Here is a 14,510-nt window from a genome sequence, read left to right on the forward strand (position 1 = left end):
ACCTAGTCCCTCAATGATCGACTAGCTTACCTATATAATGAATGCCGTCCTCCGATTTAATCTCAATCAGACGGCTGCCCAGCTCTTTGTTGTTCTTGTAGGCCGTAATTTGAAGTGTACTGCTTGTAACCCTGTGTGACCCTATCTCCCCAACTAAAGGTGTCCAATAGATTCGTTCCCCTGATTGCAGGGTCGTTCGCTTATGCTGAGGCTTAACCTTGTAATCCGGCGGTGCCCATAGCAGCAGCTCCCCATCAGACACCTTTAGTGTAATTGAATCTGCATCGTCACAGACAATCGCAATCGGGAATCCCGGTACATTACTCATCGTTAGTTGGTACTGTCCAAGTGGGAATGCAATATCCGGCTTTATGGGAACAGGAGCACCATCTGCTGCATAGGCCGTCATTATGAAACCATTGAATATTGTTTTTACTTGCGAGGCATCGTTGTTACCATTGTTCAAAGCAATTAGCAGACCAAATGCACAGATTATAATCAGCATACACGCTGCGAACATACTGAGTTTTCTTCGTCTAGTACCTGTACCCTGTAAATTTGGATTAGGATCAACTGATGTTGATCTTGCGCTGAGAATGAGCTTCTCCTTGAAGTCCTTACCAGCCTTAATTTCCTTCATTCCCTCTACGTACTTATTCATCATCCATCCATCCCTCCCAGCATTCTGGCCCTCAGAAGTTCCTTTGCCCGCTTAAGCTGTGATCGAACAGTACTTTCTTTCCGATCTAACAGCTCGGCTATCTCAGATGTCTTGTAATTTTCATAATAATAGAGATGAATAACGACGCGGTATTTCTTCGGCAGAGCAAGTACATATGAGACAACCTCTCTGCTTTCATTGTCCTCGATGGGTAGAATCAGAACGGCCTCATCGATGGCGGATAATCGTCTTCGCCATCGATTCCGCATCATATCCTTGCAAGTGTTGATCGTAACTCGAATAATCCAAGCTCTCTCATGCTCCGTATCATGGAATTCCTTGCGCTGCTTGAATAGTTTGATATACACGTTCTGACAGGCATCTTGTGCATCGGGCATATTCCGTAAATAAGTCAGCGCTAGGCGGAGTACCAGATCGGCATACCTTTGCACCAGGTCAGATAATCCATCTTCTTCACATAACTCCTGACTCTCCAGATGCTCCATCCCCTTTCACCCCTAACACGATCTCAAATGCCAAATTGTTGCATTCGCATAAGAAAAAATGACTGACGCACACATCCTCCACAAAAAAATCCCCCTGCCATTTCTGACAGGAGGAATTCAATGATGCCAAATTCAGCTTTATGCCTTTTCGATTACAAAATCAAACTTCCATGTAGCTGATTCACCGGAATACCGTCCACGATTCTCTACAACCTTAACCTTTATAGACTTAGTAGTCTTCTTCGTTACCTTAGATACTTTAATGCTTGTTGTGGATGTTCCAATATCCGGAATTTTATCCTGTTCCTCCGCATATGCCTTCAAGGCTATCGTATCTGATGCCTTGAGATTAAGCACAACCGTTGATCCTTCATCGATTTCCTTCCCATTTACAGATCCTTCTGTCAGCCACTCGTTGCCTACATGGTTGTTCTCAATAAGCTCGACATTTGACAAGGTAACCTTAATCTTAACCGTCTTCTCAGCTGCGAATAAAGGCTGCACGGATAGACCAAATAAGAGAATAAAACATAGGACAGGCTTACTGAATCGGTATACCATCTTCTTCATCTCTCCTTCCAAATCATTCATATCATATAGTACAAGCTCAGACTCGGAATCAGATTCAGTTACGGCTTCGAGTTCAAGCGGAAACCTAGACTTATTCGAAAAATCAGTAACATTAATACTTGTTAGGAACATTTTACCACATATAAAGTCAAGTCATGGGCAGCAGTTTTGTTCCACAAAAAAGGAAGAAGCCTCGTAGAGAGACTTCTTCCTTTTTGATCTTATCTTTAAGGAATGTATTGTTGAACGATCTTAACAACTTTCCCGTCCTTGATCGTCAAATGATAGGGATACGCGCTAACATCGAGCACCTTATTGGCATGATAGATCGCTTCGAACTTAGCGAGTGGAATCGCTTGGTTCCATTCCGTCGTGACGTTATAGATATTGCCCGTACGATCGTAGATCTGCATCAACACGACTGCATTCGGGTCAACTTCCAGCGTCTTTACCTGTTTGTCGTCATTAACGATATAGTAGCCATCAGGTGGACCGTCAAGACCGGAATCTTTCTCCCGCTCCAAGAAAACCTTATCCGCTTCTTTTCCTTCATACCACTGAATATCATCAGCCTGCAAGGATATCTTGCCGCCGTTATTATCTATATGATTAATGAAAACAGTTATCGTATCTGGCGTCTTAGCCACCGGTTGGTAGCTATTACTGCCCGCATACGCCGTAGATATAAAAACTAGCAATCCCATTATCGCAACTGAAACACCTAATGCTTTTCGTTTCATCTTCAACATCTCCTTGGAGTGAGCTGGGGACAATCTTCTCTTATAACGCCCAACATCTACTATTAATATACCCCAAACCAAGGCAAATGAAATCTCAAAATGGTAACAAAATGATAAAGATTACATAAAACTTTTAGAATGCGCTATCATTCTTAGATAGATTTGAGAGGCTACAGCTTCGTACCTATCCTACTGTGATCCTTCGAATAGTAAATGTACATGACTTTGCCTGTGACCGAATCCGTCGATATCATCCCAATATAACGGCTGTCCATGCTATTCACTCGATTGTCACCCAGAACATATAGACAGCCTGGAGGAACAACCGTTTCCTTAGTCGTTAAATGCTCTGCATAATCACGGACACGGCTAGCTTTAATGTAGCTCTCCTCAAGCCGCTGCTTATTCACGTATACGACGTCATTCTTGAACTGAATCGTATCGCCAGCACTTGCTATAATTCTTTTGACAAATGTTCGTCTCTCATATGGAAAAACGATCACATCTCCATTCTTATAGTCTCTCGCATCTGTATTCACTAGTATTCGATCATCCGTTACTAAAGTTCCGCTCATAGAAGGGCCGTCCACGATAAAAGCATTCACACCTACAATAGATTGGAAAGGAGATGCTTTGGCGATCAATACATACAAAAGGATCATGGACACATACATATACCATCGATTATAACGTCGTAATGTGAATAATGTCTTTCTTCTAGCCGCACTCACGATGGCATCCACTAGAGCAACTAAATGAACAATGATAAGGAACGCGATAAGGATTGGAAGCGACCAGAACCAAGTCTTTACGTATGAGAAAATGAGAAATGGCAGGAATAATAGGCTCAGAATAACCATAACCGCTTTTTTCAACTGACCATTGTACACCTGACCTAGTCCCGGTATGAATAAAGAGGCGATACCTGCTAGTAGGAAAGAACGTTTTGCAGTCTTCATTGTTTCACTCGTTTCTCTTTTTCTGTTATTGTAGAATGATGAGGCGATACGCTTCTAAATGCGTACACCGGAGGATCTATGAAACGTTGGTTAGTCATCCTAATTTATATAGTTATGATTGCTGTCGTCTGGGTCAATAAAGACGGACTGCTGGACTGGATGAGGCATGGAGAAATCCCGATGTATCTGGCTGTACTCGTTGTAGCTGGCCTTGCCTTCTTCCCAATCGTACCCTTTAGCATCGTCATTGGCATAATGGGCTTTCTTTATGGTCCTGTAACTGGAGCTTTGCTCAGTTGGCTTGCTGCGTGGGGTGCGGGAATGGCCATGTACGGATTATTCCGCTATGCATTCCGCAAACAGGGTCGAGCTCTGTTAAGTCGCTATAAGACACTTGATCGATGGACTGACATGGTTGAAGCGCATCCCTTCCGCTTTGTGCTGGCTGCAAGACTTATGCCGGTCATGCCGCAATATATCGTGAACTGTTATGCAGCGATAACGGGAATCCGCTTTCCCGTCTATGCATTAGCAACTGCGCTCGGTAAATTGCCCGCCATGTTCGTGCTTGCTTTTATCGGCCGCAATATACTCTCGGATACTCGCTCTCTGATTCTCATGCTGGGTGTTTACGCCTTATTTCTACTCCTTGTTTACGTTGCCTTTCGTTTTTGGAAGAAGAAGCATGGAGAGAGCACATAGGGAAATCCTGTCGGAGTATGCTAGATCAATAGCGGAATCAGTAAAGCCGTTTCTCGTAGCTTTCCTTTAACGATTGTTCGATGTCTGTCTCTGTTATACCCGCCTGGTTGACATGAGCTGCTAGAATCTTAGAAGCTACGGGTCGTGAATCCGGCTCAATCCATGTCTCCGCATTCCAAACCTTGGAGCGCTTAAAGGCCTTTGCGCAATGGATGTAACACTCTTCAACCTCCACGCCAATGCCGATAAGGGGCTCCTTCCCGTAAGCCGTCATTTGTTCTAGTATATCTTGATCTCTTATGACGTAGGCTTGGCCATTGATTCTTAGCGTTTCCTCCAGACCGGGTATGAGAAAAATAAGGCCAATTCGACCATTGGACATCAGATTCAATAAGGTGTCCCATCGACGATTGCCAGGCCGCTCTGGGATAACGAGATGCTTCTCGTCCAGGACAAGTACGAATCCGGCTGCATCTCCTCGCGGGGAAACATCACATAGCCCATGCTCATCCGTTGTTCCAATGAACAGTAAGGGTGTCTTTGCAATGTAATCGCGACAGTGCTGATCGATATAGTCAATCGCCTTCTGCTTCACAAGCTCGCTCGGATATCCCAATAGTTCTCTGAGCTCTTCCTCCGTATGAACGATGTGCTTGAACTTGGCTGAGCTCATTAGTTATCATCCTTTCGCAGCTTTCTATCGACGCAATCGATTGCTTACAAGCTCAGAGAATAATTTAAGAATGCAGCGCTCACTTCATAGCCATTCTTCTCATACAGCCGCTGTGCAGTTTCATTCGTATGTGCCGTCGATAATTCAATTCGCATCGCCTTCGTCAAGATCGCATATTCCTTCGCTGCATCGAGCAGCCTACTACCCACTTGCTTCCCACGATAGGCCTCCGATACGAACAAATCATTCAAAATCCAGATACGCTGCATAGATACAGAGGAGAACGAAGGGTACAACTGGGTGAAACCAACGCCCTCCCCAGATTCCTTATTGATCGTTATAAAAAGAATAGATTCGTTATGCTCGAACCGATTCCATAGAAACTCTCTTACCGCATCTCTATTAGAATCCCGCTCATAGTAAACCCGATAGTTATCGAATAGCTGAACAAGCTCGTTAAGATCCTGTATGGTTGCTTGTCTTGTGAGAAATTGGCTCATTTCTTACACTTCCTTTTGTATGAAGTCTTTTCACTGCTTAATCTGTACTTCGTAATCACAGACAGATTAGCAATGGCAATGAGGATGAAGACAATCGCAAAAGCCTTTAGTCCAGTTGTATACAAGCCAATAAATGCAGATAAGAAGAGTATCGACTCCAGAGCAATTACCCCGATTTCCGGCAGCTTAATGGGCGCTTTCGGAGCGATGAATCTCCCCCAAATGACTGCCGAGACAAGAGGGAAGCCTATCCCCGCAATAATCTTAACCACAACTCCGTGGCCTATGTGAAAACCCCAATAACCTAGAGCGAAGATCATCACCAGCTCTAATAGGAAGCGAACGAGTAGGTTAATAAATTTGAACATGATACGATCAGCCTCGTCTTTCTGTGACCTTACACTCACCGATAACGCTGATTAACATCATTAACAATGCTCTTTTCTTAATCATTACTTATCCGCTCTATAACCTCATTCAAATGCATCTCTTCCATGGAAGGGATTTACGCTAGGATTGGTGGAATCAGCTAACGTCCAGACATTCCGCCGTAAGAGCCAGCTTGCAAAACAATCTCTTGGTCATTATCATAAATCACTCGATAGCTCTTGATCATCGGAATCAGCTTCTTGAGTCCTTCTTCATCCAATTGTGATGTATTTATTTCGAATTGACCGTCGTATTGAACATTTTTATTGTTAGGGAGATTCTTCGTCAGCTCTATTATCACATTCTGTTCCAGAAGTAAATTCTTAACTGCGTCCGATATTATCGGTTCAACGGATTTGACTACATACGATTTATTGGTTGGGTTCTCTATGGTCATCGAATAATAAACGATTTCCCGGTCCGTTGGTATTTGCTTCACCGACTCACTGCTACCACTGATATACCAGGACAGCTTCTCCTCCTCGCCGTCATGGTTATAAATCTTAACTGCTAGAATCAGAACACCCAATAGGATGAAAATAACACCTAAGGCCGTTCGTTTATTAATGTTGCGAATTGTTAACATGTCTTCTCCTTTCTACCCTCTGATCCGTCCACCGCTCTTAATTAGCCATTCGCCACTTTCCCAATCTGACAGCTCACCTTGCTCTGATTTATAGTAGAGATCCATGCGAATCGTGAGATCCGTATGCCAAGGAGAGTCCACAATAACGGAACGAAAAATATGATCCAAACCCGGAATCGCGAATCCAGATGGGGCAGGGAACTGCTTCTCAGCTTCTGCTTGCGTCATTGTCGTTTCCAGTGCAAATTGGAAGACCGGCTTATCTGTGTAGCTATCGTAGACCCACTCGAACTTCGGTGTTCTTTTGACAGTAAATGCTGTAATATCAGCTGCAAATTCCGCTTCATCCGCAGGAATAATAAAAGGCCAATCTTCATCTGGATAACGATAAAGGTTGCATACCTCTGATATCTTCCCGATAATCTCCTCCCACTCACCACGCTGCATGCAAGAAGTCGGTATATTAACACCAGAGTGATCGAGCCCAACCAGCTTATCCTTCAACAAATCATGTAACTCGCTTATAGGAAGAGCATTACTAGTACGTTCTGTATGTAATGGAGGAGAGGCTTGATCAGTAGACATGCTGCCCCAGCCAAGAGAGGCATCGTCAACTCCAGCAGATAAAGAGATTCGACCAATATCCATGTTCATCTCTAATTCTGCAGCGTCAAAAACAATCCTAGGCAAAGGAATATTAGCGGAACGAAACGAGGTTTGCGGAAGGGCATTCTTTTGAGAGGAAGAGATGATGAAGTGATCGCCCTGACATGCCGGTATACCTTGCAGTAGGCTGCCGAATAGATGATTCCAAGCTTTCTCCTGTGAACTAGCATTAGGGAAAACAAACGTAATGGTCCGCAATTGCGACATGCAAACTCCTCCTTATTAATTCAGTGCACACCTCTATTAATTCGCTGGAAATAAGACTTAATCGGTTAATAACGTTCCATCCAAATCCAGCACAGTCGCTGATACATGCAATGACTTGACCTCCGTCCTACCGTTCCAAATATAAAAAGGCCTCCTATCGTAACAGCTGCCCGCTTTTGCAAGGCTGGATTCATCTGTTTACGAGTTGGAAACCTCATTCATTTCAAGTAGTCAACAGTGTAAGGAACATTTTACCATAAATGACTGCTTTGTTTCTATTCTATTCTTATGAGAACAGTATCCTCCGCATTACCTCTCAACGATATTATTAATGGCTTCTTCTACATTAAATTCACTATCTACCGGAACATTGATGATGACTAACCCGCCAAAAACTTGCTGGAAGTTACCGTTCATTCTCATTACTTGATTCTTTAACTCCATTAAGGCTTGGGATTCAGATGCTTCCTTAGTCAGTAACCAAGTGTATCGCGCTAGCTTTGATTTCTTCAGCGTTTCTATATAATGATAGGTGTCCTTATCTTCCCTAACTTTTATAATATCTCCAAATGAGACCCGATCTGTGAATATAGGATTCTCCTCCATGCGAACCGTATCCACGTCAATCTGTGTCACATCAAGGATTTCTATTTCTCGACCCATTCCATCAAAACATAGCTGCATCGGAATCATTTCTTGAATGGTATTCACCCGCTTTTACCTTTATTGATCATCAATCATGATCTCTTTTCATTTTATACACTCCACCCGATTGATGAAAGGGCTTCTTCGCTCAATAAAGAAAACAAACAAACGAAAAAAACCACCAGATATCAGATATCATCCAGTGGTCATTCTTCACCTGTTCTCTTACCTATTGTGTTACCCTGTTTCCGTGCTAAATCCTACCGAGGAGCGTGCTCCTTCTTAGATCATCTTAGTCTCTTTCTACCAAATTCCGCTCTAGATAACCTTCTAACGTATTCGTTATGTCAAACACGGTATGTGCCAAATCATAGTTCTCAAAAGCGTGCTCGCACTGGGACTGATACGCGATATCCGCTTCGTAATGACTAAGTCGCGCTGCGATAACATCCTCAAGCTGTCCTTCATCACGCTGACGCTGTTCAACCGTATTGCGGTCGGCATAAATAAAAATTCGGATCACATGGTCCCCATAGGTTCGTTTTAGAATCTCCGCGCCTTCTGGATCGAGAATGAGATAGATGCACCCGTTGTGCTGGAAGCTCCGCTCTATATCCTTGTCGCGAAGGCCATAACGAATGTGATTAATGGTGACATTTTCAATAAAACCGCCTTCATCATCAAGCTGACCATAGAGTTCGGGAGTGATGAAATGATAATCCTGACCGTTTACTTCACCTGGTCTTGGCTTACGTGTCGCATACGACAACACCTTGGTCAGACCTAGAGTCGTCCCGACACTATCCGCCACCGACTTACGTCCAGAGCCATCGGGACCCGTAAATACGAAAATCAGCTCTCGTTCCTTCAGCTCGCCCATACCCATTACCTCCTAAAAGTTTTTTACGCGGCTAGCGCCTAAAAGTACGGATTAGATACCTTCGAGTAAAAACTAGTTATGGAAGCAAACACTTTCGTTCTGGCACGACTATGCTGGATAATACCGATTCTTAATCCCACATAGATGATGATCTAATTATAGCTAATATAGTGAAAACCAGCAATAATCCTGTAGTTTCATGTGAAAAAATTAATATTTCTGTCTCATTCTACTATATGCTTCAATTTACAAAGTATTTCTTTCCATTCAGATAAATAGCGATCACCTATCCCCATGACAATACTACAGCCTGCCATATGCCTTCAAGGTGAGAAGTCTCTCCACTGTAATCAATCCACGCCATTCCTGTTCCCCTGCCGGACTGACTGGCGGCCAAGCAATTGCCCATCCACCGTCCTCTTGCTGCTGGGTGATGAGGACTTGCAAATGCTCCTCCAGCTCCTCATCCGTAATGAATTTGCGTGCATAACTCTCAGGCAATGGAGCCCAATCGAGCAATTTGTGAACATAGCCTTCCGCCCGGGGATTTCTCTCCATCGTATCTGGCCTGCTTAGCCATTGATCCATTATCGGCTGATATTGGCTTGCCCGCTCCCTCTCTGGCGTAAGCTGCAGGAATGCAAGAGCGTGAATCCCATCATGGTAGCCAACTGGCCTCTCTTGCTCCATATACCGCCAAACATATGCCACACTTCTTATAAAGTACTCTTCTTGAACAATCTCAGGGCGCGTCTGCTGCTTGTACAGCAAACCTAACATTCTCCCTGTGGGATTAATCGACGGTTGGCTATCTTCTTCTGCCGTCCACCATGGGGCATGCGGGTAATCGTTAACACTTCTTAGCGAGAATGGGACTCCTCCCTCACTCAAGGTGTGCTCGCGAAGATAACTATTTATCCCTTCAAGAATCTGTACATCGTAACTATTCAACTCTTCCATAAGCGAAAGCGCCATTTCTGTTGGAATCGGGTGACTATGCGGGCCGCGCAGGTCGGGCTCAAGTCCGTTACCGAAACCACCATCCGAATTCTGATAAGCTCTTAACGCTTCAATGACTGCTCCCTTGGAGCCCCCCTCAAAATGATACTCATATCTCTTCCGATCCAGTAATCTCGCATGTTCATAAATAAACAGCTTCGCGCGATCTATTATCCTTTTTTCTCCCATTTCGCTTCAGCTCCTTAAAGGTTTTATTTAACCAGCCTAACTATTCAATGGACTTGTACTGACTTCTTACTTGCTCCGCCAGCTGATAGATCTCCTCTCTCAGCGATTCGGGAGAGATTACCTTGGCATCCATTCCGAGCGTATAGAAAAAGCGTATCGCCCAGGCCCACTCCGATGTCGGGCACATGAAATCAAGCTCCCATTCATCGTCCGATAACTGTTTAACAGCCTCTCCAGAATGATAATCCTGTTCGGCCAGCAGTGCTCCCCTGTAAGTGAGCTTGGCCAAGATTCGAATATCTGGCGGTGTCTGCTCCTTTGGCTGTCCGCCTTTATCCGATGATAGATTTCGCAATTTCCCTTCCGGCTTTGCGATCACTTCAATCTGCTCAAAACGATCCACGCGAAAGGTTCTTCCCTCCTCATGTGTGACCGAGTAGGCCTCACAATACCAGAAGCCATGTGCGGTATAGATTCTTTGGGGCAGCAGCTCCAGCCATCGGTGATGATTTTCTGAGCGATAGAGAACCTGAAGCCACTGGGCATTTGAGGTGTAAGCCAGCATCACATCTAGATGCGGCGTCCTCACCTTGCGCTCCGGAACCTCAACCTCCACATGGGCCAGCATCGGTTCAATCTGCTTCAAGATGGGTTCAGGCAGAACCGCTTTTATTTTATCCATCACCGTCCATTTCGCTTGATTAAAGGGGGTATCTGTTATTCGAGTAATTGCTCGGAGCGCGAATATAGCGGTGAGAGCTTCCTGTGCATTCAGCTGCAGAGGGGGTAATTGGAAGCCTTCCATCAGCCGAAAGCCACCGGTCGGACCAGGTATCGCATACAAGGGAATCCCCATCTCAGAGAGAGACTGCATGTCCCGAAGAATGGTTCTTTTGGATACCTCTAATTTGCTAGCTAGCATTTGGGCAGTTTCCGAGCCTTGCTGTAGGGCAATAAGGATGGCCATCAGCCGATCTATTCTCTTCAAGTGCTTGACCCCCGTCTTCTTAACCTAGTATAGCAACCAATTAGTGACAACAAGGATGTCATCAATTATTCTTATCCTTCATTAATTCGGAGAAAAGACGCTCTATCCTGTTTCAAAATGAACCCTAGACACAATAAAGGAGCCGCAGTTCACGATTGCGGCTCCTTTTGTTTTGCAGTCAAAGACATTCATTAGCAGGCAATGATTATTCCCCTTGGCCAACCAGCTTCTTACTCAGAAGATCAGAACCTTTAGTATCTTTGGCCCCTGTTTCTGGAACAGCTGCTGCATTCGATGTCCGAAGCGGTATTTCTTTGATGAAGAAGGTTAAGATTAGAGCTGCGACTAAGATCAAGGTTCCAGTCAAGAACACTGTGGACAGCGACTCACTCAATGCATCACGTAGTAAAGTAATGGTTTTGGTGAAGACTGGCTGCAGATCTGCCGGAAGGCTTTGGTGAAGCTTTTCAAGTGCAGGCTGATTCGTAAGCATTTGCGGATTCGCGAATTGGGCGAATTGCTTCGCAGTAGCAGGATCCAGCTTCGATAGATCGGCACCTTCACCGGACTTAGCCAGTTTAGTCAAATTACTTTTCAGACTGGATGCTAGAACCGTACCCATAACTGCAATCCCAATCGTACCACCCAAGTTACGGAATAGTTGAAGCGATGCCGTTGCAGCACCAAGCTCTTTATGAGGTACCGCATTCTGAACAGTCAGAGAGAATACCGGCATACCAAGTCCAAGTCCTAAACCAAACACGATCATAGCTAATACTGCCAGCCAAACACTATTCATGAAGATCATGATTATCATACCCGCAACCATGATTGGCATACCAATCAAAGCAAAGCGTTTGTATTTTCCAGTTCTACTAATAATCTGACCACCGATGGCGCTTGTAAGCACCATTCCAATGGACATTGGCATCGTTACATATCCAGCGTGAGTTGGCGAAATGGCCAATACTCCCTGAACGAAGAACGAAAGATAGATAAGCGCACCCATCATACCGAAGTTCATCAGAAAACCGATGATGTTTGAAAGGGTTACAACACCATTTTTAAATAAATGCAGCGGCAGGACAGGCGTTTTCACCTTGCTCTCGACGATCAAGAACAGAATAAGTGATACGAGCGTTACTGTGAATAAGCCAAGAATCTGACCTGAAACCCATTCATATTTGGAACCGGCCCACGTAAAGGCGAGCAGTAAGGGTACGATTGTTGTTGTTAGTAGAAGCGAGCCCACATAGTCAATGGATTGCCCTTGCTTACGCTCCACTTTCGGGAACAGCGTCATGATCATGATGAACGCAACAACACCAAGCGGCAAGAAGATCCAAAATACCCATTTCCAATCCATATGATCAACGATATAACCGCCTAGCGTCGGTCCGATAACGCTGGAGAAGCCAAAAACAGCTGTCATAATACCCGTCCATTTTCCCCGTTCACGAGGTGGGTATAAGTCACCAACTGCGGTGAAGGCGGTCGCCATAATAATACCAGCACCAATCCCCTGTATACCACGATAAGTAATCATCTGATAAATATCGTTTGCAGTTCCGGACAGGAACGCACCTATTATGAAAAATACGATACCGGCGAGGATGAATGGCTTACGCCCATAAATATCGGAGAGCCTTCCTACAAGCACCGTTGCGATCGTAGAGGTCAGCATATAAATGGTAATTGCCCACGTATATAAGTCCATTCCGCCAAGCTGGGCGATAATTCGCGGCATTGCCGTACTGACAATAGTTTGGTTGATCGCCGAGAAAAACATAGCGAACATGATGGCAATCATAATGGTGAGCTTTCGTTTACTTGTTAAATGTTCCATAAATTAACTCTTCTCCTCTTTTCATTTTAATTCGTTATTATTCAAGCATCCTTTTAAAAATGCGGGTCAAATGCGCAATATCCTCATCCGGCAGCTTATCAAAGAATGTCGACATCGTTTCAGCTTGACTGATAAGCAGCTGCTTAAGCATACGTTCACCTTTGTCGGTTAATTCAATGTATACTACCCTGCGATCATCCTCCGCTCTTGAACGTTTAATATAGCCCTCTGCAATCAATTTATCTGCTATGCCCGTTATTGCTCCAGGTGTCATTCCCATCGCTTCCGCAAGCTCAGATACCTTCTGAGCTCCTTCTGCCTGTAATTTGAAGAGGACTTTGAACTGCGTGAAGGACAAGCTGTATGTTCCATGCTTATTCCACTCTTGCTTCATACTCTTCAACAACGTTCGGAATAGGCCCGCCAGACTGATAAGCTCTACATTGTACGCCATATCTATTCCTCCTAAAGTCTTCCGAAGAAAAGCTTTCTTACCTAATACCTCATTCTTCGAGGGAGTCACTGCGGAATTTATTTTAATACTAAAATAGTTATTAGTAAAGTATTTATTACTATATGTTTTTTAAATAAAGTAGTCAAGTAACAAAAGACGCCCTCTGATTCGAAATTCGCTTAAAAACAGCGCATTTTCTCCATCAGAGGACGTCATTAGGACGTTTTACATGTATTTCTTATTCGTTACTTGATCGGCTTGACCATCCTACGATAGCTATTGTCTCCAATTTGCAATTCGCCATCCTCTTCAAACCCTTTCTTCTTATATAATGCGTAAGCCCCTTCATTATAAGCTTCGACGATAAGTCCTACTTTAGAGTAACCTGCAGCAGCTGCAATTTCTTCTCCGGATTGCATAAGCAATTGCGCGATACCCTGACCACGGAATGCTTCATTAACGGCAATTGCATCATAATAATATTCACCAGGCCTTGCCTCAGTAACAATGATAGTCTCCTCACTAGCACCCTTCTCATTCTGAATGCTCGTCAGGAAAGGCTCGTCCAATTTCTCTGCTCCATCGCCAGGATAAGCGATAAGCATACCGACAACCTGACCTTCACGCTCCTCGACGAGTACATTCTCATAGCTGATCCTATTCCCTGATTGCATATAGAACGCCTCAAGCCGAATCATCGCTTCCTTCTCGTCGAGCGTTCCTGCAAGCAATAAAGCGATAGACCCAATGGCATCCAACATTAGTGGCATAACCTGTGCTGCATCTTCCTTTGTGGCTGTTCGAATCATAGTGTTTGTTCTCCTTCTATGTATATGATATTCCGTTCATGATACCGAGTTCGTTTAATATTCACAAGCACGACTCGGGTTCATTCTACGAAAGCATCCCCTTTTACAGGAACTTTTCCCGTTAATCTTGCTTGCTAAGCGGACTGTGGAACCGTTATTCAGATCCAAACACGACTTAAACAAGTTCAGCGGACACAGGTTCCGCTATCAACTAAAATGCAGCTGATTTCAGATGATTTGTGGAGAATAGCGTCTTCTCTGTCCTTTAATCCAGCTGCATGCAGCGATTGGACTAAAATAAGAGCTCTCCTGTCCGCTTTTTCCGCACCGCACGCGACTCCTGGCGTGTGGTGCTTGGTCACACGGCGACGGTCAAACCACGTGCATCTGATTACCTTCGTCATCAACCACTAGTTTTGGTGTTGAGCTATAAAAAAGGGGTCGAATTCCCCTCTTAGCCGCCTTGAGACGTATGCTACCCCCGTCTTAAGGCCAGCACTA

At 44.4% G+C, this 14,510-nt stretch carries 18 protein-coding genes; 1 reads left to right on the forward strand and 17 read right to left on the reverse strand.

Features of this window, described 5'->3' with window-relative positions; all coding sequences use genetic code 11:
- Positions 1 to 10: 10 nt before the first annotated feature.
- From EKN16_RS20675 to lepB, 5 genes are all read right to left on the reverse strand, one after another.
- A complete protein-coding gene (locus EKN16_RS20675; RefSeq protein ID WP_125661571.1) occupies positions 11 to 664 on the reverse strand; it encodes a hypothetical protein in 654 nt (217 codons plus the stop codon).
- Complete coding sequence (locus EKN16_RS20680) at positions 661 to 1,167, reverse strand: RNA polymerase sigma factor (protein ID WP_125661574.1); 507 nt, start codon at positions 1,165 to 1,167, stop codon at positions 661 to 663. The genes EKN16_RS20675 and EKN16_RS20680 overlap by 4 nt, the downstream gene beginning before the upstream one ends.
- Positions 1,168 to 1,305: 138 nt before the next feature.
- Positions 1,306 to 1,758, reverse strand: coding sequence for a hypothetical protein (locus EKN16_RS20685; RefSeq protein WP_232015889.1), 453 nt, complete (start codon positions 1,756 to 1,758; stop codon positions 1,306 to 1,308).
- Between the two features lie 206 nt (positions 1,759 to 1,964).
- Positions 1,965 to 2,477, reverse strand: a complete 513-nt coding sequence (locus EKN16_RS20690) for a hypothetical protein (protein WP_125661577.1) — start codon at positions 2,475 to 2,477, stop codon at positions 1,965 to 1,967.
- A gap of 170 nt (positions 2,478 to 2,647) precedes the next feature.
- Positions 2,648 to 3,436, reverse strand: a complete 789-nt coding sequence (gene lepB, locus EKN16_RS20695) for a signal peptidase I (RefSeq protein ID WP_125661580.1) — start codon at positions 3,434 to 3,436, stop codon at positions 2,648 to 2,650.
- Positions 3,437 to 3,514: 78 nt separating this feature from the next.
- Between lepB and EKN16_RS20700 the strand changes: the two genes are divergently transcribed.
- Complete coding sequence (locus EKN16_RS20700) at positions 3,515 to 4,138, forward strand: TVP38/TMEM64 family protein (protein WP_125661583.1); 624 nt, start codon at positions 3,515 to 3,517, stop codon at positions 4,136 to 4,138.
- A gap of 37 nt (positions 4,139 to 4,175) precedes the next feature.
- Here the strand turns inward: EKN16_RS20700 and EKN16_RS20705 are convergent, their stop codons facing one another.
- The 12 genes from EKN16_RS20705 to EKN16_RS20760 all read right to left on the reverse strand — a co-directional run bounded on the left by EKN16_RS20705 (position 4,176) and on the right by EKN16_RS20760 (position 14,009).
- The gene (locus tag EKN16_RS20705) at positions 4,176 to 4,811 is read right to left on the reverse strand and encodes a pyridoxamine 5'-phosphate oxidase family protein (protein WP_125661586.1); all 636 of its coding nucleotides are present in this window, start codon (positions 4,809 to 4,811) and stop codon (positions 4,176 to 4,178) included.
- Positions 4,812 to 4,855: 44 nt separating this feature from the next.
- Positions 4,856 to 5,311: a GNAT family N-acetyltransferase gene (locus EKN16_RS20710; protein ID WP_125661589.1), complete on the reverse strand. Its 456-nt coding sequence runs from the start codon at positions 5,309 to 5,311 to the stop codon at positions 4,856 to 4,858.
- Positions 5,308 to 5,718, reverse strand: a complete 411-nt coding sequence (locus EKN16_RS20715; protein ID WP_232015891.1) for a YrdB family protein — start codon at positions 5,716 to 5,718, stop codon at positions 5,308 to 5,310. Before EKN16_RS20715 ends, EKN16_RS20710 begins: the two co-directional genes overlap by 4 nt.
- A 122-nt stretch (positions 5,719 to 5,840) precedes the next feature.
- Positions 5,841 to 6,326: a hypothetical protein gene (locus EKN16_RS20720; protein ID WP_125661592.1), complete on the reverse strand. Its 486-nt coding sequence runs from the start codon at positions 6,324 to 6,326 to the stop codon at positions 5,841 to 5,843.
- A gap of 12 nt (positions 6,327 to 6,338) precedes the next feature.
- Complete coding sequence (locus EKN16_RS20725) at positions 6,339 to 7,199, reverse strand: hypothetical protein (RefSeq protein WP_125661595.1); 861 nt, start codon at positions 7,197 to 7,199, stop codon at positions 6,339 to 6,341.
- A 309-nt stretch (positions 7,200 to 7,508) separates the two neighbouring features.
- Entirely contained in the window at positions 7,509 to 7,910 is a 402-nt protein-coding gene (locus EKN16_RS20730) for a DUF4265 domain-containing protein (protein WP_125661598.1), read from the reverse strand.
- 226 nt (positions 7,911 to 8,136) lie between these two features.
- A complete protein-coding gene (locus tag EKN16_RS20735) occupies positions 8,137 to 8,724 on the reverse strand; it encodes a guanylate kinase (RefSeq protein WP_125661601.1) in 588 nt (195 codons plus the stop codon).
- 303 nt (positions 8,725 to 9,027) lie between these two features.
- Positions 9,028 to 9,912, reverse strand: a complete 885-nt coding sequence (locus EKN16_RS20740) for a hypothetical protein (RefSeq protein ID WP_125661604.1) — start codon at positions 9,910 to 9,912, stop codon at positions 9,028 to 9,030.
- A gap of 40 nt (positions 9,913 to 9,952) precedes the next feature.
- Positions 9,953 to 10,900, reverse strand: coding sequence for a helix-turn-helix transcriptional regulator (locus EKN16_RS20745; protein ID WP_125661607.1), 948 nt, complete (start codon positions 10,898 to 10,900; stop codon positions 9,953 to 9,955).
- 205 nt (positions 10,901 to 11,105) lie between these two features.
- The gene (locus tag EKN16_RS20750; protein ID WP_125661611.1) at positions 11,106 to 12,746 is read right to left on the reverse strand and encodes an MDR family MFS transporter; all 1,641 of its coding nucleotides are present in this window, start codon (positions 12,744 to 12,746) and stop codon (positions 11,106 to 11,108) included.
- A 37-nt stretch (positions 12,747 to 12,783) separates the two neighbouring features.
- Complete coding sequence (locus EKN16_RS20755) at positions 12,784 to 13,200, reverse strand: MarR family winged helix-turn-helix transcriptional regulator (protein WP_125661614.1); 417 nt, start codon at positions 13,198 to 13,200, stop codon at positions 12,784 to 12,786.
- A 245-nt stretch (positions 13,201 to 13,445) separates the two neighbouring features.
- Positions 13,446 to 14,009: a GNAT family N-acetyltransferase gene (locus EKN16_RS20760; RefSeq protein ID WP_125661617.1), complete on the reverse strand. Its 564-nt coding sequence runs from the start codon at positions 14,007 to 14,009 to the stop codon at positions 13,446 to 13,448.
- Between the last annotated feature and the right edge of the window lie 501 nt (positions 14,010 to 14,510).

Source organism: Paenibacillus baekrokdamisoli (assembly GCF_003945345.1).
GTDB lineage: Bacteria > Bacillota > Bacilli > Paenibacillales > Paenibacillaceae > Paenibacillus_Z > Paenibacillus_Z baekrokdamisoli.